We start from the raw sequence: 20,492 nt of genomic DNA, 5'->3' as shown, positions 1-20,492 counted from the left end.
GCGGCGACAATGCCGCCGTGCTGCCGATCTTCCTCGTCACCTTCCCCTTCTTCGCGCTGATCGCGGCCGGCTATGCGGCCGCGCGGCTGCGCGTGCTGCCGCTCGAGGCGATCCCCGGCCTCAACGTCTTCGTGCTGTATTTCGCGCTGCCCTGCATGCTCTACCGCTTCGGCGCCGGCACGCCGATCGCGCAACTGCTCGACGGCAGCGTGGCGCTGGTCTGGGGGCTGTGTGCGCTGGCGGTGGTGGCGGCCACCGTTTGGCGCACGCGCGGCGCGCGCATCGGCTGGAACGACGCGTCCTTCGGCGCGCTGGTGGCGGCCTTTCCCAACACCGGCTTCATGGGCGTGCCGCTGCTGGCCGCGCTGCTGGGGCCGGGCGTGGCGGGGCCGGTGATCATCACGATCACCTTCGACATGGTGGTCACGTCCTCGCTGTGCATCGCGCTGTCGCGGCTCGACGGCGCCGACGAGCACGGCGCGGCCAAGGCCGTGCGGCAGGCGTTGCGCGGCATGTTCATGAACCCGCTGCCCTGGTCGATCCTGCTGGGCGCGCTGGCCTCGGCGCTGCAGTTCCGGCTGTTCGGGCCGATCGACCGCACGGTCACGATGCTGGCCGACGCCGCCTCGCCGGCCGCGTTGTTCACCATCGGCGCGGTGCTCGCGCGCTCGGCGCTCGCGGCCCGCCGCCAGCCCGCGCTGGGACTGGCGCGCGTCGGCGACGTGCTGCCCGTGGTGCTGGTCAAGCTGCTGCTGCATCCGCTGCTGGTGTGGGCCGTGGCGCGGGTCGCGGTCGCGTGGGGCCTGCCGCTGAGCCAGTCGGCGCTGGTGGCGATCGTGCTCGTGGCCGCGCTGCCGAGCGCCAGCAACGTGTCGATGCTGGCTGAGCGCTTCGGCGCCGACAACGGGCGCATCGCGCGGATCATTCTCTGGACCACCGTGGCGGCCTTCTTCACCTTCCCGCTGGCGGTGGGCTGGTTGAACTGAGCGCTCGCCTCGGGGCTAGTTCGTCAGGACGCCGAGCTGGTAGGGATCCGCTCCCGACAGCAACTCGCACTTGGAAAAGTCGCGTCCCTGCGTGCCATCGCAATAGAAGGTGTTGTAGACGCGGCCGAACAGCGTGGGCGAGGAAGTGAACAGCACGCCGTGGTCGGCGCGCCAGTTCTCGCGCGGGGCGCTGCCGCCGGTTTCCACCAGGGCCGGCGTGGCGGCCGGTGCCGGCGCTGTGAACTCGGCCAGCGTGCGGTGGGTGTCGTCGCCGCGCCAGCGGGTTGCCATCTCCTCGGCCGTGGGCCGGGCGGCGACCGGCAGCAGCAGGCCGTTGATCTGCAGGCCCGAGCCGAAGCGGTGCGACTTGGCGGCGAGGAAGGCGTAGGCGCAGGCCGCCTGGCACTGGCCGCGCACCTCGGTCTGCACGCCGCTGCTGCGGATGGCCGCGGCATAGGCGCCGGCCGCCTCGGCGGTGCCGCCGAAGGCGTCTTCGAACACCACAGTGCGCACCTTGCCCGAGGCCAGCTGTTCGCTGAAGGCGGGCAGCGTCTCGGCATCGAGCTGGCCGATCACGAGCAGGCGGTTGCCCTCGTGCTTGAGCTCGGCGGCGGGGGCCACCGAGGCGGCGGCCAGCAGGCACAACAGCCCGGTCAGGCGAGACAGGGTTCCCAGCAGCGTCATGGCGTCACTCCGGTGCGGGCCCGCGCGGGCCCGTGGGCTACAGCTTGCGCAGCCCGCCCTCGGCGTCAACTGCACTTGCAAAGTATTGCCGATGCCAGGGGGCCGGCGCAGAAAAACTTAGATCTGCTGCGGGTCGACGTCGATCAGCCAGCGGATCACGCCCTTGCCCTCGGGCGTGCGGCGCAGCGCATGCAGCACCGGCTGCCACTGGGCCAGCAGGCGCTGCAAGGCGGCGCGCGAGTGGCTTTCCAGCAGCATCTGGGCACGCTCCACGTTGGCCACGCGCTGGATCGTCAGCGGCACGGCCGGGTAGCGCACCACCTGCGCGCCGCCTTCCAGCGCCTCGGCGGCCGCGCTGGCGGCCTGCAGGAAGGCCTGGGCGGCGGCCTGGGTGCGCGCGTCGGCCCGCAGCAGCGCCTGGAAGGCGAAGGGTGGCATCTGGGCCGCGCTGCGCTGCGCCAGCTCGCCGGCGGCGAAGGCCGGGTAGTCGTGGCGGCGCAGCGCGGCGAACAGCGCGTGGTCGGTGTGATGGGTCTGGAGCCACATCTCGGCGGTGCTGCCCTGCGCCGCCAGGTAGGCCGCATCGCGCCCGGCCCGGCCAGCCGACTGCATCAGCAGGCTGAACAGGCGCTCGGGTGCACGGAAGTCGCTGGAGAACAGCGCGCCGTCGGGGTTCACTGCCGCCACCAGCGTGATGCGGCGGAAGTCGTGGCCCTTGGCGATCATCTGGGTGCCGACCAGCACGTCGACCTCGCCCGCATGCACCGCCGCCAGCTGCGCGGCCAGCGCGCCCTGCTTCTTGGTGCTGTCGGCGTCGATGCGGGCGATGCGCACCGGGCTGCCGTCGGGCCGGGTCACCGCGGCGAACAGCGTGCCCAGGTGCTCCTCCAGCTGCTCGGTGCCGCGGCCGACCGGCGCGATGTCGGGGTTGCCGCAGGCCGGGCAGGCGCGCGGCACGCGCTCGGTGAAGCCGCAGTGGTGGCAGCGCAGCGTGCGGTCGATCTTGTGGAACACGCGGTAGGCGCTGCAGTGCGGGCACTCGCTCTTCCAGTCGCAGTCGCCGCAGGCCAGCACCGGCGCGTAGCCGCGGCGGTTGAGGAACACCATGCTCTGCTCGCCGCGCGCGATGCGCTGGCCGATGGCGTCGAGCAGCACGCCCGAGAGCACCGTCTTCGAGGGCTGCAGCCGCATGTCGACCAGCCGCACCGCGGGCAGCGCGCCGGCGCCGATGCGCGAGGGCATGGCCAGCCGGAGATAGCGCCCGCCCGGGTCGCCGGGCTCGGCCGGGCGGCTCTGGTGCCAGCTCTCGAGCGAGGGCGTGGCCGAACCCAGGATCACCTTGGCGCCCTCGCGGCGGCCGCGCCACACCGCCAGGTCGCGCGCCGAGTAGCGCGCGCCTTCCTGCTGCTTGTAGCTGGGGTCGTGTTCCTCGTCGACCACGATCAGCGCCAGCCCCGGCATCGAGGCGAACACCGCCATGCGCGTGCCCAGCACGATGCGCGCCGTGCCCGCATGGGCCGCCAGCCAGCTGGCCAGGCGCTGCGGATTCGTCATGCCGCTGTGCAGCGAGACCACCGCGCCGGCGCCGAAGCGGGCCTCGAAGCGCTCGCGGAAGCGCGCCTCCAGCTGGGGCGTGAGGTTGATCTCGGGCACCATCACCAGTGCCTGGGCTTCGGGCGCGCGGGCCAGCAGCGTGGCCACGGCCTGCAGGTAGACCTCGGTCTTGCCGCTGCCGGTGCTGCCGAACAGCAGGAAGGGGCCGGGCTCGGCGGCGATGCGCTGCAGCGCATCGGCCTGCTCGGGGCTGACCGGCAGCGCGCCGGCCGCGGCGTCGGCCTCGGGCGTGTCCGCCACTGGGCCGCCCTGGCGTTTGAGCCGGCGCGTGAGCTGCACGCTGCTCAGGTCGCGCAATTGCGGCGGCAGGGCCGACAGTGCGATCTCGCCCAGCGAGCGCTGGTAGTAGCGCGCGGCGAAGGCGACCAGGTCGCGCCAAGCTTCGCCCAGCGGCGCCAGCGCGTCGAGCGCCGCGCCGACCGGCTTGAGTTCCATCGCCGCGTCCGCCTCGCCCATCGGCTGGCTCTGCCAGGCCACGCCCAGCACCTCGCGTCGGCCCAGCGGCACGCGCACCAGGGTGCCTGCCGGCACGGCGGCCGGGGCCACATAGCTCAGCAGATCGCCCAATGCGGCATGCGCGGGCGTGTGGACGGCGACCTGGACTCGCCAATTCATGGGAGGGCTCCGAAAGCGGTGAAAGTTAAAGCGACGTGGAGCAAGGTGCCTTAAGTCGTTGATTTTCTTGCAGTTTGCAATCGATCCAGCGTTTCTGTGGATAACTTTGTTGATATCCAGGCCCGACGCGCCCGCAGCCCTTGAAAATCAAGGCTCTTGCGGAAATGCCCGGAAAAAAAGCAACACGCCAAAGCCATATGAATCAACGACTTAGCGGTGCTATCGCTTTGGGAGCGCGGCTTCCTTGGCTTCGGATAATTTTCCGCACCGCAACACGCGTTTTGTGCATAAGTCAACCGGCGGCTCACTTTGGGCTTGACAAACGGGAAGCGCCACTTTTCCGGTTGCAACCGGATGTAGCCGGCGCCCTGCGTCAGCGGCGCAGCGCGCGGGACTGCGCGTGCACTGCCTGCACCAGCGCCGCCACATGGTCCGGCGGCGTGAACTGGCTGATGCCGTGGCCCAGGTTGAAGATGTGCGTCGGCCCGGTGCTGTCGCGGTCGGTGTGCGGCCGGCCGAAGGCCTGCAGTACTTTCGCCACCTCGGCTTCGATCCGCGCGGGCGGCGCGAACAGCACGTTCGGGTCGATGTTGCCCTGCAGCGCCTTGGCCTGCGGGCCCTCGCCGACCAGCGCGCGCGCCTTGGCCAGGTTCACCGTCCAGTCGACGCCCAGCACCTCGCAGTCGAGCGCGCGCATGGCGTCGAGCCACAGGCCGCCGCCCTTGGTGAACACCAGGCGCGGCACCGGCGTGCCGTCGGCGCCCTCGCGCTTCAACTGCGACAGCACGCGGGCGGTGTAGGCCAGGCTGAATTCCTGGAAGGCGCCGTCGGCCAGCACGCCGCCCCAGCTGTCGAACAGCATCACGGCTTGCGCGCCGGCGTCGATCTGGGCATTGAGATACGCCGCGACGGCGTCGGCATTCACGCTCAGCAGCCGGTGCATCAGGTCGGGGCGGCTGTAGAGCATCGACTTGACCAGCCGGTAGTCGCTCGAGCCCGCGCCCTCGACCATGTAGCAGGCCAGCGTCCAGGGGCTGCCCGAGAAGCCGATCAGCGGCACCCGGCCGTGGAGGGCACGGCGGATCGAGCTGACCGCGTCGAACACGTAGCGCAGCTTCTCCATGTCGGGCACCTCGAGCGCGGCGACGGCCGCCTCGTCGCGCACCGGGCGGGCGAAGCGCGGGCCTTCGCCGGCCTCGAAGGACAGGCCCAGGCCCATCGCGTCGGGCACGGTCAGGATGTCGGAGAAGAGGATCGAGGCGTCGAGCGGGAAGCGCTCCAGCGGCTGCAGCGTGACCTCGGTCGCGTAGTCGACGTTGGTGGCCAGCCCCATGAAGCTGCCGGCGCGGGCACGCGTCGCGACGTACTCCGGCAGGTAGCGGCCGGCCTGGCGCATCAGCCAGACGGGGGTGTGGTCGGTGGCCTGGCGCCAGCAGGCGCGCAGGAAGGTGTCGTTGGTCAGGGGAGCGAAGGCCATCCCCCGATTGTCGAGGAAGTGCGTCCCCGGACTTTTGACTCAGGTCTTGTACTTGATCGAACAGCCGTAAGGCTTGGTCACCGCGGCCGAGATCGGCTGGCCGCCGAAGGCCTCGCGCAGCGCCTGGGTCACGTAGTTGGTGGCGGTCTTGATGTCGTCGGGCCTGGCCGACGGGATGCTGTCGATGCCGCCCGCATACACCAGCGTGCCCTTGGGGTCGATGATGAACAGGTGAGGCGTGGTGCGCGCGCCGTAGGCCTGGCCGATGCTGCCGTCCTCGTCCATCAGCACGGCGGTGGGCGCGGCCGACTGGGTCTTCATCCAGCTGTCGAGCGCGGCCGGCTGCAGGTAGTCGCTGGCGGCGCGCTCGGTGGAGTTGATGGCCAGCCAGACCACGCCCTGGGCCGTGGCGGCCTTCTGCGTGGCCGGCATGTTGCCGCTGCCGTAGTGCTTGCGCACGAAGGGGCAGCCGGGGTTGGTCCATTCGAGCACCACGTACTTGCCGGCGAAATCCGAGAGCTTGTGCTGCGCGCCGTGGGTGTCGACGGCGACGAAATCGGGGGCGGGCTGGCCCACGGCGGGCGCGGCATGGGCCGGGGCGCCGATCAGCAGCGTGCTGCCCAGGGCGACGGCGGCGGCCATCACGGCGCGGCGGGATGCGCGGCTCAGCGCGGCGCCGGCCTGGCGGGCGGCGTGGGCGGAACGCGATGCGGACGATGTCAAAGACGGCATGGTCGGCGGGTCTCCTGTCAGAAAATCAAACAACGGCGACAGCTTAGAACGCTTTTCTCATCGCGATGTGACAAGCCGTAGTGCCCTCAGGAAGGGCCGGGGCTCGCGCCTTCAGAGCCGGTCCAGCGCCGCCCGCACATCGTCCTTGCTCAGGATCTCGGTCAGCACCACCGGCGGCTTGCCCGGCGCCTGCAGCACATAGACCGGCACGCCGCTGCGGCCCAGCGCATTGAGCGCGGCGGTGATCGCCGGGTCCTGCCGCGTCCAGTCGGCGCGCAGCATGGCCACCTGGCGGCGGTCGAACTCGGCCAGCAGCGCGGCGTCGCCGAGCGTGGTCTTCTTGTTGTACTGGCAGGTCACGCACCAGGCGGCGGTGAAGTCGACGAACACCGGCCGACCGGCCGCATGCAGCTCGGCCACCCGGGCGGCCGACCAGGGCTGCCAGCGCTCGCCGTTCGCAGCCGCCAGCGTCGCGGGTTCCAGCGGCCGCACGATGTTGCCGCCGATCGCCACGGCCAGCGCCGCGGTGGAGGCCAGCACCAGGCCGCCCACCACCCAGCGCGTGCGGCCGCGCAGCGTGAGCGACCACACGATGGCCGCCAGGCAGACCAGCAGCCCCAGCAGCGCGCCCGCGCCGTCGATGCCGCTCTGCTGCCCCAGCACCCAGACCAGCCAGGCCACGGTGGCGAACATCGGGAAGGCCATCACGCGGCGCAGCGTGTCCATCCAGGGGCCGGGCCGCGGCAGCAGGCGCGCCACCGCGGGCACGAAGCCGGCCACCAGGTAGGGCAGCGCCAGGCCCAGGCCCAGCGCGCCGAACAGCATCAGCGCCTGCGGCGCCGGCAGCGCGATCGCGATGCCCAGCGAGGCGCCCATGAAGGGCGCGGTGCAGGGCGAGGCGATCACCACCGCCAGGATGCCGGAGAGGAAATCGTTGGCGATCGGGTGCTTGACCTGGGCCGCGCACAGCGAGCGCGGGGCCAGCAGGCCGAACTCGAACACGCCCGCGAGGTTGAGGCCGATCAGCGTGAACAGCGCCGCCAGCGCCGCCACCACGGCCGGCGACTGCAGCTGGAAGCCCCAGCCCAGCTGCTCGCCGGCCGCGCGCAGGGCGAGCATGGCGGCGCCCAGCGCCAGGAAGGTGACGATCACGCCGGCCGTGTAGGCCAGCCCGGCGCTGCGGTGGCCGCGGCGGTCGCCGGCCTGGTTGGCGAAGGCCAGCACCTTGATCGCCAGCACCGGGAACACACAGGGCATCAGGTTGAGCAGCAGGCCGCCCAGCAAGGCGCCGAGCAGGGCGGCGAAGAAGCCGGTGCTGGAGGTTTGAACGGGCGCTGTGACGGGTGCCGCCGCATTGGCCGCCAGCGCGGCCTGCAGCGCGGGCGAGACCTGGGCCGGCGCGGCCACCGTGGCCCAGGTGCCGGTCACCGGCGCCTCGGCGCGCCAGGCGAAGGGCGCGCCGGCCACGCGGTCGGCCTCGGCCAGCGCCACCACCACCGGCATTACCGTCGGGCTGGCGCTGCGGTGCTCGGCCAGGGGCAGCGTGGCGGTCCAGCGCTCGCCCTGCCAGGCCTGGGTCCAGTCGCGGCCGGACACGGCGGCGGTGTGGATCACCTCGCCGGTTTCGGGGAAGAATTCGAGCGTCTTGCCGCGTGCCGCGGCCGGCAGGCCGTCGAGGCGCACGCGGATCGTCTGGTCGACCACCTCGATCGCGCCCTTCTGCGGCAGCGCTGCGGGCTGGGCCGCGAAGGCGGCGTCGAAATCGGCCTTGTGCAGCGCCGTCGAACCCTGGGCCGGCAGCCGCAGCGCGAACTCGCCTTCCTCGGGGATGCATTCCTTGCGGCAGACCAGCCACGAGGCCTTGAGCTTGACGTCGACCCCGGCCGCGCCGGTCAGCCCGGCCGCGGCCGTGAAGCCGGGCGCGACCGTGAGCGGCACCGGCAGCAGCACCGTGTTCTCGTAGCCGTAGTTGGCCAGATTGCCGATCGGGATCTTCTTCGGCACCGGCCAGGCGATGTCGCCCGCGGCCAGGCCGGCCGGCAGCGTCCATTGCAGTTCGGTCGGCAGGCCGGAGTCGCCGGCGTTCTTCCAGTAGGTGTGCCACTCGGGCTGGTGCGCGATCTGCAGGCCCAGCCAGACCGTGGCGCCCGGGCCCACGCCGTCGGGCGCGTGGGCCACCAGTTCGGCCCGCACGTGCGGGGTGGTGACGACCGAGGAGACGCGGGGCGAGAGCTGCGCGGCGACGGGCAGGGCGGCCGCCAATGCGAGCGCGGCCAGGGAGAAACGGGACAGAAAGGATCGGAGCATGCCGGCAGTCGGAGCGGAAGACGGGGAGATGGTTCCTGGCCAGGCCGTGTCGTTGCCAGGCGTCGTCAAGGGCCGATGGTAGCGGTGGCACCGGTTTCAGGCCGGCCCACGCCAGAAAGCGCCCACAGCCGACAGGCGGGAATGGCGGGCGCACGCATGCTCGCGCCCGTTCCGGGCCCGTGTTGCGGCCCTGTGTCGACCAAGGAGCCCTCGAATGAACCGAACCGCCCGCCTCTGCATGATCCCCCTCGCCGCGGCGCTGATGGCGGCCTGCGGCGAAACCGCCCGCCTGCCCTTCGAGGCGGGCGTCGGCCCGACGCCGCAGCTGCCGGCGCCCAACAAGACCTTCATTCCCACGCTCAAGATCGCCGAGGCGGTGGGCTGGACCGACGCGGCCGGCCCGACCGCGCCGGCCGGCTTCACCGTGACCGCGCTGGCGCGCCAGCTCGACCATCCGCGCTGGGTCTACACGCTGCCCAACGGCGACGTGCTGGTGGCCGAGAGCAACAAGCCGCCCAAGGAGCCGGGCGCGCCCGAGGCCAAGAAAGGCCCGATCGGCATGGTCAAGGACTTCGTGCAGGGCAAGGTCATGAAGCGCGCCGGCGCCGAGGTGCCCAGCGCCAACCGCATCACGCTGCTGCGCGACACCGATGGCGACGGCGTGGCCGAGACGCGCAGCGTGTTCATCCAGGGGCTGCAGTCGCCCTACGGCATGGCGCTGGTCGGCAACGAGCTGTTCATCGCCAACGCCAACGCGCTGGTCAAGGTGCCCTACACCGAAGGCCAGACCGCCGCGGCCGGCGCGCCGGTCAAGGTGACCGACCTGCCGGCCGGCATCAACCACCACTGGACCAAGAACGTGATCGCCAGCCCCGACGGCAGCAAGCTCTACGTGACCGTCGGCTCCAACAGCAACATCGGCGAGAACGGGCTGGCGGCCGAGGAGGGCCGGGCCGCGGTCTGGGAGGTGGACACGAAGAGCGGCGAGAAGCGGCTGTTCGCCAGCGGCCTGCGCAACCCCAACGGCCTGGCCTGGGAGCCCGACACCAACGTGCTGTTCACCGTGGTCAACGAGCGCGACGAGATCGGCAGCGACCTGGTGCCCGACTACCTGACCTCGGTCAAGGACGGCGCCTTCTACGGCTGGCCCTGGAGCTACTTCGGCGGCAACGTCGACATCCGCGTGCAGCCGCAGCAGCCCGACCGCGTGGCCAAGGCCATCGCGCCCGACTACGCACTGGGCACCCATGTCGCGCCGCTGGGCCTGACCTTCTCCCATGCGCGCGGCATGCCGGCCGAATTCGCCACCGGCGTGTTCATCGGCGAGCACGGCTCCTGGAACCGCAACCCGCCCGCGGGCTACAAGGTGGTCTTCGTGCCCTTCATCGGCGGCAAGCCCACCGGACAGCCGGTGGACTTCCTGACCGGCTTCCTGTCGGCCGAGGGCAAGGCGCAGGGCCGTCCGGTCGGCGTGGCGCTCGACAAGGGCGGTGCGCTGTTGGTGGCCGACGACGTGGGCAACGTGGTCTGGCGCGTGGCGAAGTCGCGCTAGAAACCCTGCAGCACCACCTTGCCCTGCGCCGTGCCGCTCTCGATCAGCGCATGGGCGCGGCGCAGGTTGGCCGCGTTGATGGGCCCGAAGCTCGCGTTGGCCGTGGTGCGGATGCGGCCAGCGTCGACCAGGGTCGCGAGTTCGGCCAGGATCTGGCCCTGCTCGGCCATGTCGGGCGTCTGGAAGCGCGCCCGGGCGAACATCATTTCCCAGTGCAGCGACAGCGACTTGGTCTTGAGCGGCATCGCATCGAGCACCGGCATGTCGTCGATCACGCCGATCTTGCCCTGGGGCTTGAGGCTTTCGATGATCTGCGCGTAGTGCTGCGCGGTCTGCGTGAGGGCCGCCACCATGTCCACCTCGCCGAAGCCGCCGGCCTGCAGTTCGGCGGCCAGCGGTTTCGTGTGGTCGATCACCGCGTGCGCGCCCAGGCCGAGGCACCAGGCGCGCGTCTCGGCGCGTGAGGCGGTGGCGATCACCCGCAGTTGCGTGAGCTGGCGGGCCAGTTGGATCAGGATCGAGCCCACGCCGCCCGCGCCGCCCACCACCAGCAGCGTCTTGCCCGCGCCGCCGCCCTGCGGCACGCCCAGCCGGTCGAACAGCAGCTCCCAGGCGGTGATCGCGGTCAGCGGCAGCGCGGCGGCCTGCGCGTCGTCGAGGCTCTGCGGCGACTTGGCCGCGATGCGCTCGTCGACCACGTGCAGCTCGGAATTGGCGCCGGGGCGGGTGATGGTGCCCGCGTAGTAGACGCGGTCGCCGGCCCGGAAGCCGGTCACGTCGCTGCCGACGGCCTCGACCGTGCCGGCCGCGTCCCAGCCGAGCACCCGGGCCTGGCCGGCCTCCGGCGCCATGTTCTTGCGCACCTTGGTGTCGACCGGGTTGACCGAGATCGCGTTCACCCGCACCAGCAGGTCGCGCGGACCGGCCACGGGCGCGGGCAGTTCGATGTCCTGCAGCGCGGCGGGATCGTCGATCGGGAGGGACTGGTAGTAGCCGATGGCTTTCATGACGGGAGACCTTTGAGGATGATGGCCTCACTTTAGAAGCCATCGATTCATTTGATAAGCTGCCTCAAGAAACTATGAGTTTCAAATGAAGATTGAAAATCTCTCCGACCTGCGGGTGCTGGTCCAGACCGCCCAGGCCGGCAGCCTGAGCGGCGCGGCGCGCGCGCTGGGCATCACGCCGGCGGCGGCCAGCGCCACGCTCAAGCGGCTCGAGGCGCAGCTGGGCGCGCGCCTGTTCGAGCGCTCCACCCGCGCGCTGCGGCTCACGCCCCAGGGCCAGACCCTGCTCGACTACGCCAGCCGCGCGCTCGACCTGCTGGCCGAAGGCGAATCGCTGGTGACGGCCGAGGGCGGCGCGCTGGTCGGCCGGCTGCGCGTGGCCGCGCCCTCCGACCTCACGCGCAGCACGCTGCTGCCCTGGCTCGACGAATTCCTCGACGCCCATCCCGGCGTGCAGCTGGACCTGTCGGTGGGCGACCGGCCGCTCGACGTGATGCGCGACGAGGTCGACGTGGCGCTGCGCTACGGCCCGCTGGCCGACTCGCGGCTGGTGGCGCGCCTGCTCACCATGAGCCGGCCGCTGCTATGGGCCTCGCCCGAGTACCTGCGCCGCCATCCCGCGCCGCGGGTGCCGCAGGACCTGCTGCAGCACAACTGCCTGACCTTCCACCGCGGTGGCCGGCACCATCGCCTCTGGCGCTTTGCCAGGCAGGGCCAGTGGACGCAGGTGCGGGTCGACGGCGACCGCGTGGTCGACGACGCCTCGCTCTCGCGCCAGTGGGCGCTGGCCGGGCGCGGCATCACCTTCAAGTCCGAACTCGACGTGCTGCAGGACGCGGCCGCCGGCACGCTGGTGCGGCTGCTGCCCGACTGGGACACCGAGCCCTACCCGCTGCATGCACTGATGCCCAGCGGGCGTTTCGTGCCGGCCAGGGTGCGCGCGCTGGTGGACTTTCTCGCGGCCCGCTGCGCGGCGCTCCGTGTGCGCGAAAATCAGGGGCACCCGACCGCCCCATGAAAACGCGCAAAACCCTCACCTCCTCCACGCCCTTCATCCGGGTCTCCGACAGCGGCGTCCACGGCCTGGGCGCCTTCGCGACCCGCGACCTGCCGGCGCAGTCGGTGCTCGGCCTCTACGAAGGCCGGCGCTACACGCCGGCGCAGATCGCGACCAAGGCCTGGAACGACCAGCTGACCTACCTGTTCCGGCTGTCCAACGACGAGACCATCGACGGCGCCAAGGGCGGCAACGCGACCCGCCATCTCAACCATTCCTGCGACCCGAACTGCGAGGCGGTCGAGGTGCACGACGAGACCGGCGAGCTGGTGCTGCAGTTCCAGACCCTGGTAGCGGTCGAGGCCGGCGACGAGCTGTTCATCGACTACAGCCTCACGGCCGAGGAGGGCTCGCCCGCCAGCGACTACCGCTGCCATTGCGGCGCCGCCGACTGCCGCGGCACCATGCTGGCGCCGGTGGCCACCGACGCGGAGGAAGAGAACTTCGATTCCTTCGGCTTCTCGCTGGAACCACGCGCCGCCTAAGATCGCGCGCATGACCGCTCCCGCTCCTTCCGCCGCGCCGCGCCGCTTCTGGGCCCAACTCACGACGCGCGATTTCGCCGCGCTCGACCCGGCCGCCACGGTCGCGGTGCTGCCCCTGGGCGCGACCGAGCAGCACGGGCCGCACCTGCCGCTGGGCGTGGACTCGGTGCTGGCCGACGGCATCGTGGCCGCCGCGCTGCCGCTGCTGCCGGCCACGCTGCCGGCGCTGTTCCTGCCCACGCAGCACATCGGCCTGAGTCCCGAGCATGCGAACTTCCCGGGCACGCTCACCTTGTCGTCCGAGACGTTGATCCGCCTGTGGCGCGAGATCGGCGCCGGCGTGGCGCGCGCGGGCGTGCGCAAGCTGGTGCTGTTCAACGCGCACGGCGGCCACACGGGGGCGATGGACATCGCCGCGCGCGAGCTGCGCGCCGCGCACGGCCTGATCGTCTACAGCGTGAGCTGGTTCAACCTGCCGCTGGGCGAGGCCGGCGCGCAGTTCAGCGCCGAGGAGCACCGCTTCGGCGTGCACGCGGGCGAGATCGAGACCGCGATGATGCTGGCGCTGGCGCCCGACCAGGTCGTGATGGGTGCGGCGCAGGATTTCGATTCGACCTCGCGCCAGCGCGCCGACGCCTACCCGATCCTGGGCAACGGCCGCAGCGCCAAGCTGGGCTGGGCGATGGAGGATTACAACGCGCACGGCGCCGCGGGCAACGCGGCCGCGGCCACCGCGCCGCGCGGCCAGGCGGTGGTCGATGCGGCGGCGCGCGCGCTGGCGCAGCTGCTGGCCGAGGTGTCGCGGCTGCCGCTCTCGGTGATCGGCACGCCCGCGCCCTGAGGGCTCAGCCCGCGATGGCGGGCCCGGCCGGTGCGTCCTGTTCGATGCGGACCGAGCCGTCGGGCCGTTCGCAGGTGCCGATCAGCAGGCCGCTCGCGATCGCCTGCGCGCGCAGCGCGTCGATCAGCTCGTCGCGTCCCGGCGTCTCCGAGAACTCGGGCAGCGCGGCGAGCGCATAGAGCTGGAAGGCATAGCGGTGCAGGCCGTGGCCCGGCGGCGGGTCGGGCGGCAGCCAGGCCGCCTGCAGGTAGGAGTTGCGGCCCACGTGCAGGCCGGTGCCAGGCTGGCCCGCGCTCGGCAGCGCGGCCTCGGCCAGCGCGCCGTCGCCGGTCGGCAGCCCCACCACGATCGCATGCACCAGCGGCTGCGGCGTGGGCGAATCGGCGTCCTCCACCAGCAGCACGCAGCAGGCCGCGCCCGCCGGCACGCCGGTCCATTGCAGCGGTGGCGACAGGCCTTCGCCCTCGGGCGCATCGGCGGTGTAGCGCGCGGGCAGCGGGGCATGGTCGGCGAAGGCCAGGCTGCTCAGCGTGATGGCCGCCATGCCCTCGCGCAGGCCCAGCGTGTTGAAGACGATCGCGTCCAGCCCGGCGCGCACGCCGTGCAGCGCATGGCCGATCACATCGGGAAGTTTTTCGAGCATTCGTGCGGTATAGCGCGTCGGCGCCCACATCCGTGTAGGACGCCGCAGGACAGCCAAGCGCAGCGGCTGTCGGCAGAATGCAAGCACCCCGCGCGTGCTGCGCCTTCCCTTCTCTTCCACAGGCTCACGTGCCCATCACTTCCCCTTCCCCCGCCTCCGTGGCCCCGGCCTCCCAGAACCGCGCCGGCACCGGCATCGCCGGCCTCGACAACGTGCTCGGCGGCGGCCTGCCGCGCGGCCATCTCTACCTGGTGGAGGGCACGCCCGGTGCCGGCAAGACCACGCTGGGCCTGCAGTTCCTGCTCGAGGGGCGGCGCAACGGCGAGAAAGGGCTTTACGTGACGCTGTCGGAGACCGCGTCGGAGCTGCACACGGTGGCCGACTCGCACGGCTGGTCGCTCGACGGCATCGAACTGTTCGAGCTGGTCAACGAGGAAGGCCTGAGCCCCTCGGCCGAGCAGTCGATCCTCTACCCCTCGGAGGTCGAGCTGGGCGAGACCACGCGCGACGTGATGGCGGCGGTCGAGCGGCTGTCGCCCACGCGGCTGATCTTCGACAGCCTGTCCGAGATGCGGCTGCTGGCGCAGGACCCGCTGCGCTATCGCCGGCAGATCCTGGCGCTCAAGCATTTCTTCGCCTCGCGCGAATGCACCGTGCTGCTGCTCGACGACATGAGCTCGCAGGGCGGCGACCTGCAGCTGCACAGCATCGCGCACGGCGTGCTGGCGCTCGACCAGGCCACCGGCGACTACGGCCCGGTGCGGCGCCACCTGCGCATCGTGAAGATGCGCGGCGTGCGCTACCGCGGCGGCGAGCACGACGTGAACCTCGACACCGGCGGCCTGCAGGTCTACCCGCGGCTGATCGCATCGGAGCACTCGGCCGACTTCGAGGTGTCCAACGCGCCGACCGGCACGCCCGCGCTCGATGCGCTGCTGGGCAACGGCCTGGCACGCGGCAGCAACACGCTGTTCATGGGCCCGTCGGGCGTGGGCAAGACCACCACCGCGATGTCGGCCGTGGTGGCCGCACTGCGTCGCGGCGAGAAGGCCTCTTACTACCTGTTCGACGAAGGCAAGGGCACGCTGCTGCGCCGCTGTGCCGCGCTGGGCCTGCCGCTGGAACCCTTCATCGAGAGCGGCCAGCTCGAGCTGCAGCCGCTCGACCCGGCCGACATGTCGCCCGGCCAGTTCTCGAACATGGTGCGCACGGCGGTGCAGGTGCGCGGCTCCGGCGTCGTGGTCATCGACAGCCTCAATGCCTACCTGCAGGCGATGCCGGGCGCCAAGTTCCTGCTGCTGCAGATGCACGAGCTGCTGAGCTTCCTCAACCAGCAGGGCACCGTCACGCTGCTGGTGCTGGGCCAGCACGGCATCATCGGCGACGTGCGCAGCGACCTCGACCTGAGCTACCTGTCGGATGCGATCGTGCTGTTCCGCTTCTTCGAGGCCCGCGGCCAGCTGCTCAAGGCGGTGTCGGTGGTCAAGAGCCGGACCAACCAGCACGAACTCAGCATCCGCGAGTTCCGACTGGGCCGCGGCGGCGTCGAGGTCGGACCGGCGCTGACCGATTTCGAGGGCGTGCTGGGCGGCGTGCCCGCCTACCGGGGAGCGATCCCGCTGCTGGGCGATCCACCGGCGCCGCTGGTCGCCAGGTCCTGACATGGAGCGACGGGTCCTGATCCACGCGCCGCGCGGACGCGATGCGGCGGTGGTGCAGCGGGTGCTGCAGGAGATCAACCTGGTGGCAGTGATCTGCGACTCGGCCGAGGCCATGGTGGCCGATCTCGACGTGGGCGCGGCCGCAGCCATCCTCACCGAGGAGTCGCTGGTGCAACTGCCCGAGGCGCCGTTGCGTGCCTGGCTCATGGGCCAGCCCAGCTGGTCCGACTTTCCCTTCATCGTGCTGGCCTCGCGCGACGCGGGCGGGCGTTCGCGCCAGGCGCTGGCGCTGCTGCAGACGCTGGGCAATGCCTTCGTGCTCGAGCGGCCGGTCCACACCGAGACCCTGGCGCGCGCCGCCGACGCGGCGGTGCGGGCGCGTCGGCGCCAGTACGCGACCCGGCTGCACCTGCGCCAGCTGGAAGACACGCGCGCCGAGGTCGAGCGGCTCAATGCCGAACTCGAGGCGCGCATCGCCGCCCGCACGCGCGAGCTGGCCGGCGCCAACGACCGGCTGATGGCCGAGATCGCCGAGCGCGAACGCGCGCAGGCGGCGCTGATCCAGGTCCAGAAGATGGAGGCCATCGGCCGCCTCACGGGCGGCATCGCGCACGACTTCAACAACCTGCTGCACGTGGTCAACATGAACCTCGACCTGGTGGCGCGCGTGGCCAAGGACGAGAAGGTGCTGGGCATCGCGGCGCGCGCCAAGGGCGCGGTCGGGCGCGGCGCCAAGCTCACCGGCCAGCTGCTGTCCTTCGCGCGCAACCAGTCGCTGCTGCCGCGGCTCACCGACGTCAACGCGCTGCTCGAGGGCATGCGCGAACTGGTGGTGGTGTCGGTTGGGCCCGCCATCCAGGTCGAGATGGCGGTGTGCGAACAGCCGGCCTGGGCCATGCTCGACGCCAACCAGCTCGAGATGGCGGTGCTCAACCTGGCGGTCAACGCGCGCGATGCCATGCCCGCGGGCGGCACGCTGTCGATCAGCACGCAGCTCGCCGAAGGCACGGGCGGCGAACTGCCCGCCGGCTCGTACGTCACGGTGGCGGTGCGCGACACCGGTGTGGGCATCGCGCCGCAGCTGCTGACCAAGGTCTTCGATCCCTTCTTCACCACCAAGCCGGTCGGCAGCGGCACCGGCCTCGGGCTGAGCCAGGTCTACGGCTTCGCGCGCCAGTCGGGCGGCCAGGCCGTGCTGCGCAGCGAGGAAGGCCAGGGCACGGTGGTCGAGATGAGCTTTCCAGCCTCGCGCGAAGGCGCCGAGTCGCCCGTTGCGGACAAGCTGTTGCCGCAGCAGAGCGCGACCCGGCGCCAGAAGGTGCTGGTGGTCGAGGACGACGCCGAGGTGCGGCGCGTGCTGGTCGAGAGCCTGTCGATGCTGGGCTACGTGGTGAGCGAGGCGGCCGAGGGCGGCAGCGGCCTGGCAGCCCTCGCCTCGGCCCCGCACGACCTGCTGGTGGTCGACTATGCGATGCCGGGACTCAACGGCGCCGAGGTCATCGCCAAGGCACGCGAGATGGTGGGCGACATCCCGGTCATCCTGGTGACCGGCTACGCCGACATGGCGCAGGTCGGCCGGGTGCTGGGCACCCAGTCGGTGCTGATCAAGCCCTTCGACATCGCGACGCTCGCGAGCGCGGTGTCGAAGGCGCTGCCGGTGGCCGCGCCGCTATCATGAGACCGCGTTGCCGCGTACAGGCGCGAACGCCGGTCTTCTCCTTTCGTTTTTCACTTCAAGGACAACTTCCATGAGCATCGTCTGGACCATTCTGATCGGCTTCGTGGCAGGGCTCGTGGCGCGCGCGCTCAAGCCGGGTGACGACTCCGCCGGCTTCATCGTCACCACGCTGATCGGCATCGCCGGCTCGCTGGCCGCGACCTACCTGGGCCAGGCCATGGGCTGGTACACGGCGGGCCAGGGCGCAGGCTTCATCGCATCGGTGGTGGGGGCGATCGTGCTGTTGTTCGTCTGGGGCATGATCAAGAAAAGGTAGCCCACCCCCGAAGCGCCTTCGGCGCTTCCCCCTCAAGGGGGCGATACCAGCGGCCCGGCGAAGCCGGTTCCGCGGTATCCCTGGAAAGGGAATCGTGCGGACGGTGGGTGGCCCCTCTCCGTGAACCATGAAGCGCCCGCACTATCACGTCTACGTCGTCGCGCTCGATGACCGGGTGTGGAACGTCGCGCGTTTCCGGCGCGCGAATCCGGGTTATGTGCTGGGCAGGCCCTTCGTCTATGTGGGCATGACCGGGCTCGACCCGGACCTGCGCTTCGACAAGCACAAGGCGGGCATCCAGGCCAATCGCTTCGTGCAGGACCACGGCCTGCACCTGCTGCCCGCGCTCTACGAACGCTACAACCCGATGCGCTATGCCGAGGCGCAGGCGCTCGAGGTCGAACTCGGCATCCGGCTGCGCGCGCTGGGCTACGGGGTCTGGCAGGCCTAGAAGCACGGGCTGCCGCGGGAGACGCGGCGCCGTTCATGCGTGCGCGTCATGAAAGTGCCATGAGGACGTCACGCGCGATCGACACCATCGCGCTCCTGTTTCGGTTGCCCTTTGTTGCAAAGGCGGCCGGATGGTTCCCTTGGTGTCTTCATTTTTTCCATGACCTCCTCATCACCGAATCCGTCTCGCGCGGCGTCCCTGCTCGTCGCCGCCGCCGCGCTGTCCCTGCTCGCCGCCTGCGGCGGCAGCAACAACACACCGGTCGCCGTGGCCCCGCCGACCACCACGCCCACCCCGCCGGAAGTGAAGCCGCCGCAGCCACCGGTGCCCGGCACCGGCGTGCAGATCGCGTTCATGCCCGACATCCATTTCCACGACGTCTACGCGACCTTCAAGGACGGCTCCTTCAAGGGCATTCCGAACAAGAAGTCCGGCCGCAACGCGACCATCCGCCTGATGCAGGCGCAGATGACCTCGACCCGCCTATTCAACGAGAACTACTTCGCCTTCATCGCCGCGCTCGACGATGCGGTGGCGCGCGGCGTCAAGCTGATCGCGCTGCCCGGCGACTTCTCGGACGACGGCCAGCCGGTCCACATGCGCGGCCTGAAGAAGGTGCTCGACGAGTACGCGGCCAAGTACGACCTGCAGTTCTTCGCCGCACCCGGCAACCACGACCCGAACCGGCCTTTCGAGCGCCCGGGCGGCAAGGACGACTACATGGGCCCGGACCTCAGCGGCCGCGCCGGCTACCCGCAGGCCATCTACAGCCGCGGTGCCAAAGACTGCAACAACTACAGCGGTGACTGGACGCGCACGTCCAACTACACCTACTGCACCGAGGAAGTGAAGGAACTGGGCTACCAGGGCATCGTCGAGGCGCTCGACCAGCACGGCTTCATGCCCAAGGCCAACTACAAGTACTTCGAGACCCCGTACAGCACCTACAAGTACGCCAACTACACGCTCGACCAGGCCAAGGCCCAGGCCGTGTGGAGCAAGCGCGAATACGAGATCTGCGCCCAGGGCGCGGGCGGCACGTACAAGAAGGACGGCTACACGCTGTGCCACACCGTGCCCGACACCAGCTACCTGGTCGAGCCGGTCGACGGCGTCTGGCTGGTGGGCATCGACGCCAACGTCTACGTGCCGACCGGCACCGGCGCGAACGACTTCAACGGTTCGGGCGACGCGGGCTACAACAAGATGCTCACGCACAAGCCGCACGTGATCGCCTGGCTCAAGGACGTGGTCGCGCGCGGCAAGGCGCAGGGCAAGCAGGTCATCGCCTTCAGCCACTTCCCGATGAGCGAGTTCTTCAACGGCGCCTCCGACGACATCGTCGCGCTGCTGGGCGCGGGCAAGATGCAGATGGTGCGCCGCCCGGTCGAGGACACGACCAAGGCCCTGGCCGACACCGGCCTGCAGGTGCACGTCGGCGGCCACATGCACTTCAACGACACGGCGATCCGCAAGTACGACGACGGCCATGGCCTGGTCAACATCCAGGCGCCCTCGATGGCCGCCTATGTGCCGGCCTACAAGATCCTGACGCTCAAGGACTCCGAGCACATCGACGTGCAGACCGTGCGCATGGACAAGGTGCCGCGTTTCGACGAACTGTTCGAGCACTACCAGGACGAGCACAGCTACTTCACCGACTACCCCTTCATGATCCCGGGCGGCGGCGAGCTGTGGAACAAGTCCATCCTCGACGCCAAGACCTACGGCGACTTCAGCACGCGCTACATGTCGGAACTGGTGCGCCTGCGCCTGCTCAAGGACGACTGGCGCTGCGAGATGCGCGAACTGGTGAAAAGCCCGCTGTACGGCGCCGACCTGCTGGTGCTGTCGCAGCTCAAGACCCAGGTCACGCTCAAGCAGCTGGGCAACACCGGTAACCACGGCCTGTTCAGCAACGCCTTCTTCTCCTGCCTGTCGGATGCAGGCGGCGACGGTTCGGCCAGCGCCCAGTACGCCAAGGACTATGCCGCGGCCGAGACCAAGGCGCGTGCACTGGCCAACGCGGCCGGCCTGCGGCTGGAAGACTTCAACCAGTGGAAGGCCCTGGACCTGGCCGGCGACTTCGTGCGCCTGGCCAATGCCGGCGACCTGGCGTTCACCGACATCCCGGTCGAGCGCGCCAAGCAATACAAGGTGATCGCCGAAGCGCTGGAAGGCACCAACGCCACGCTCAAGTTCAACGGCGACCAGGTGCGCAACGACAACGAGGTCGGTGCCCTGTTCCAGGCGCGCTTCAAGCCGCTGATGGCGATCCTGCTCAAGCTGGCCCGCGGCGCGCCGACCCAGCACTTCGTGATCGATTTGAAGAACAACACGCTGACCGACATGACCACGGCCCCGATGCCGTTCTGAGAACGCCTTG

17 protein-coding genes are annotated in these 20,492 nt (G+C 70.8%); 10 read left to right on the top strand and 7 right to left on the bottom strand.

All coding sequences use genetic code 11. The features are described 5' to 3' along the window. Positions 1-17: 17 nt before the first annotated feature. Positions 18-986 carry an AEC family transporter gene (locus A9977_RS24840; protein ID WP_183027508.1) on the top strand — a complete coding sequence of 323 codons (969 nt, stop codon included), beginning with the start codon at positions 18-20 and terminating at the stop codon, positions 984-986. 15 nt (positions 987-1,001) lie between these two features. On the opposite strand, the gene A9977_RS24835 is transcribed toward A9977_RS24840, so the two are convergent. From A9977_RS24835 to A9977_RS24815, 5 genes are all read right to left on the bottom strand, one after another. Beyond that, a complete protein-coding gene (locus A9977_RS24835) occupies positions 1,002-1,670 on the bottom strand; it encodes a hypothetical protein (protein WP_259652129.1) in 669 nt (222 codons plus the stop codon). Positions 1,671-1,787: 117 nt separating this feature from the next. Then, the gene (gene priA, locus A9977_RS24830; protein ID WP_183027507.1) at positions 1,788-3,899 is read right to left on the bottom strand and encodes a primosomal protein N'; all 2,112 of its coding nucleotides are present in this window, start codon (positions 3,897-3,899) and stop codon (positions 1,788-1,790) included. Between the two features lie 373 nt (positions 3,900-4,272). Next, entirely contained in the window at positions 4,273-5,376 is a 1,104-nt protein-coding gene (gene hemE, locus A9977_RS24825; RefSeq protein WP_183027506.1) for a uroporphyrinogen decarboxylase, read from the bottom strand. Between the two features lie 39 nt (positions 5,377-5,415). Beyond that, positions 5,416-6,108, bottom strand: a complete 693-nt coding sequence (locus A9977_RS24820) for a thioredoxin family protein (RefSeq protein ID WP_183027505.1) — start codon at positions 6,106-6,108, stop codon at positions 5,416-5,418. Positions 6,109-6,219: 111 nt separating this feature from the next. Then, positions 6,220-8,415, bottom strand: a complete 2,196-nt coding sequence (locus tag A9977_RS24815) for a protein-disulfide reductase DsbD (protein ID WP_183027504.1) — start codon at positions 8,413-8,415, stop codon at positions 6,220-6,222. Between the two features lie 214 nt (positions 8,416-8,629). Here A9977_RS24815 and A9977_RS24810 point away from each other — a divergent pair, with 214 nt between their 5' ends. Next, complete coding sequence (locus A9977_RS24810) at positions 8,630-9,967, top strand: sorbosone dehydrogenase family protein (RefSeq protein WP_183027503.1); 1,338 nt, start codon at positions 8,630-8,632, stop codon at positions 9,965-9,967. On the opposite strand, the gene A9977_RS24805 is transcribed toward A9977_RS24810, so the two are convergent. After that, positions 9,964-10,974 (bottom strand): zinc-binding alcohol dehydrogenase family protein, encoded by a 1,011-nt coding sequence (locus A9977_RS24805; RefSeq protein WP_183027502.1) that lies wholly within the window; start codon positions 10,972-10,974, stop codon positions 9,964-9,966. The genes A9977_RS24810 and A9977_RS24805 overlap by 4 nt on opposite strands. An 85-nt stretch (positions 10,975-11,059) precedes the next feature. Between A9977_RS24805 and A9977_RS24800 the strand changes: the two genes are divergently transcribed. The 3 genes from A9977_RS24800 to A9977_RS24790 are packed head-to-tail and all read left to right on the top strand — an operon-like array spanning position 11,060 to position 13,357. After that, positions 11,060-11,992, top strand: coding sequence for a LysR family transcriptional regulator (locus A9977_RS24800; protein ID WP_183027501.1), 933 nt, complete (start codon positions 11,060-11,062; stop codon positions 11,990-11,992). Next, positions 11,989-12,516 carry an SET domain-containing protein gene (locus tag A9977_RS24795; protein WP_183027500.1) on the top strand — a complete coding sequence of 176 codons (528 nt, stop codon included), beginning with the start codon at positions 11,989-11,991 and terminating at the stop codon, positions 12,514-12,516. The genes A9977_RS24800 and A9977_RS24795 overlap by 4 nt, the downstream gene beginning before the upstream one ends. A 10-nt stretch (positions 12,517-12,526) precedes the next feature. Then, the gene (locus A9977_RS24790) at positions 12,527-13,357 is read left to right on the top strand and encodes a creatininase family protein (protein ID WP_183027499.1); all 831 of its coding nucleotides are present in this window, start codon (positions 12,527-12,529) and stop codon (positions 13,355-13,357) included. 4 nt (positions 13,358-13,361) lie between these two features. Here A9977_RS24790 and A9977_RS24785 read toward each other — a convergent pair whose 3' ends face one another. Continuing rightward, positions 13,362-14,000 (bottom strand): YbhB/YbcL family Raf kinase inhibitor-like protein, encoded by a 639-nt coding sequence (locus A9977_RS24785; protein WP_183027498.1) that lies wholly within the window; start codon positions 13,998-14,000, stop codon positions 13,362-13,364. A 158-nt stretch (positions 14,001-14,158) separates the two neighbouring features. Between A9977_RS24785 and A9977_RS24780 the strand changes: the two genes are divergently transcribed. The 5 genes from A9977_RS24780 (at position 14,159) to A9977_RS24760 (ending at position 20,482) form a co-directional block, all read left to right on the top strand. Next, the gene (locus A9977_RS24780) at positions 14,159-15,661 is read left to right on the top strand and encodes an ATPase domain-containing protein (RefSeq protein WP_310936188.1); all 1,503 of its coding nucleotides are present in this window, start codon (positions 14,159-14,161) and stop codon (positions 15,659-15,661) included. Position 15,662: 1 nt separating this feature from the next. Further along, on the top strand, positions 15,663-17,339 hold the full coding sequence (locus tag A9977_RS24775; protein WP_183027496.1) for an ATP-binding protein: 1,677 nt from the start codon (positions 15,663-15,665) through the stop codon (positions 17,337-17,339). A gap of 70 nt (positions 17,340-17,409) precedes the next feature. Next, positions 17,410-17,655 (top strand): GlsB/YeaQ/YmgE family stress response membrane protein, encoded by a 246-nt coding sequence (locus A9977_RS24770; protein ID WP_183027495.1) that lies wholly within the window; start codon positions 17,410-17,412, stop codon positions 17,653-17,655. Positions 17,656-17,782: 127 nt separating this feature from the next. Next, on the top strand, positions 17,783-18,106 hold the full coding sequence (locus A9977_RS24765; protein ID WP_183027494.1) for a hypothetical protein: 324 nt from the start codon (positions 17,783-17,785) through the stop codon (positions 18,104-18,106). Between the two features lie 159 nt (positions 18,107-18,265). After that, positions 18,266-20,482, top strand: a complete 2,217-nt coding sequence (locus tag A9977_RS24760; protein ID WP_183027493.1) for a metallophosphoesterase — start codon at positions 18,266-18,268, stop codon at positions 20,480-20,482. Positions 20,483-20,492: the final 10 nt, after the last annotated feature.

The organism is Variovorax sp. UMC13, assembly GCF_014170375.1.
Lineage (GTDB): Bacteria > Pseudomonadota > Gammaproteobacteria > Burkholderiales > Burkholderiaceae_C > Variovorax.
The sequence above is the reverse complement of the archived record's forward strand: the minus strand, read 5'-3'. Positions and strand labels throughout refer to the sequence as shown.

Excerpts from the sequence above, each read along its gene's own strand:
- A9977_RS24835 (WP_259652129.1), bottom strand. The coding sequence starts at position 1,670 with ATGACGCTGCTGGGAACCCTGTCTCGCCTGACCGGGCTGTTGTGCCTG.
- priA (WP_183027507.1), bottom strand. The coding sequence starts at position 3,899 with ATGAATTGGCGAGTCCAGGTCGCCGTCCACACGCCCGCGCATGCCGCA.
- hemE (WP_183027506.1), bottom strand. The coding sequence starts at position 5,376 with ATGGCCTTCGCTCCCCTGACCAACGACACCTTCCTGCGCGCCTGCTGG.
- A9977_RS24820 (WP_183027505.1), bottom strand. The coding sequence starts at position 6,108 with ATGCCGTCTTTGACATCGTCCGCATCGCGTTCCGCCCACGCCGCCCGC.
- A9977_RS24815 (WP_183027504.1), bottom strand. The coding sequence starts at position 8,415 with ATGCTCCGATCCTTTCTGTCCCGTTTCTCCCTGGCCGCGCTCGCATTG.
- A9977_RS24810 (WP_183027503.1), top strand. The coding sequence starts at position 8,630 with ATGAACCGAACCGCCCGCCTCTGCATGATCCCCCTCGCCGCGGCGCTG.
- A9977_RS24805 (WP_183027502.1), bottom strand. The coding sequence starts at position 10,974 with ATGAAAGCCATCGGCTACTACCAGTCCCTCCCGATCGACGATCCCGCC.
- A9977_RS24800 (WP_183027501.1), top strand. The coding sequence starts at position 11,060 with ATGAAGATTGAAAATCTCTCCGACCTGCGGGTGCTGGTCCAGACCGCC.
- A9977_RS24795 (WP_183027500.1), top strand. The coding sequence starts at position 11,989 with ATGAAAACGCGCAAAACCCTCACCTCCTCCACGCCCTTCATCCGGGTC.
- A9977_RS24790 (WP_183027499.1), top strand. The coding sequence starts at position 12,527 with ATGACCGCTCCCGCTCCTTCCGCCGCGCCGCGCCGCTTCTGGGCCCAA.
- A9977_RS24785 (WP_183027498.1), bottom strand. The coding sequence starts at position 14,000 with ATGCTCGAAAAACTTCCCGATGTGATCGGCCATGCGCTGCACGGCGTG.
- A9977_RS24775 (WP_183027496.1), top strand. The coding sequence starts at position 15,663 with ATGGAGCGACGGGTCCTGATCCACGCGCCGCGCGGACGCGATGCGGCG.
- A9977_RS24770 (WP_183027495.1), top strand. The coding sequence starts at position 17,410 with ATGAGCATCGTCTGGACCATTCTGATCGGCTTCGTGGCAGGGCTCGTG.
- A9977_RS24765 (WP_183027494.1), top strand. The coding sequence starts at position 17,783 with ATGAAGCGCCCGCACTATCACGTCTACGTCGTCGCGCTCGATGACCGG.
- A9977_RS24760 (WP_183027493.1), top strand. The coding sequence starts at position 18,266 with ATGACCTCCTCATCACCGAATCCGTCTCGCGCGGCGTCCCTGCTCGTC.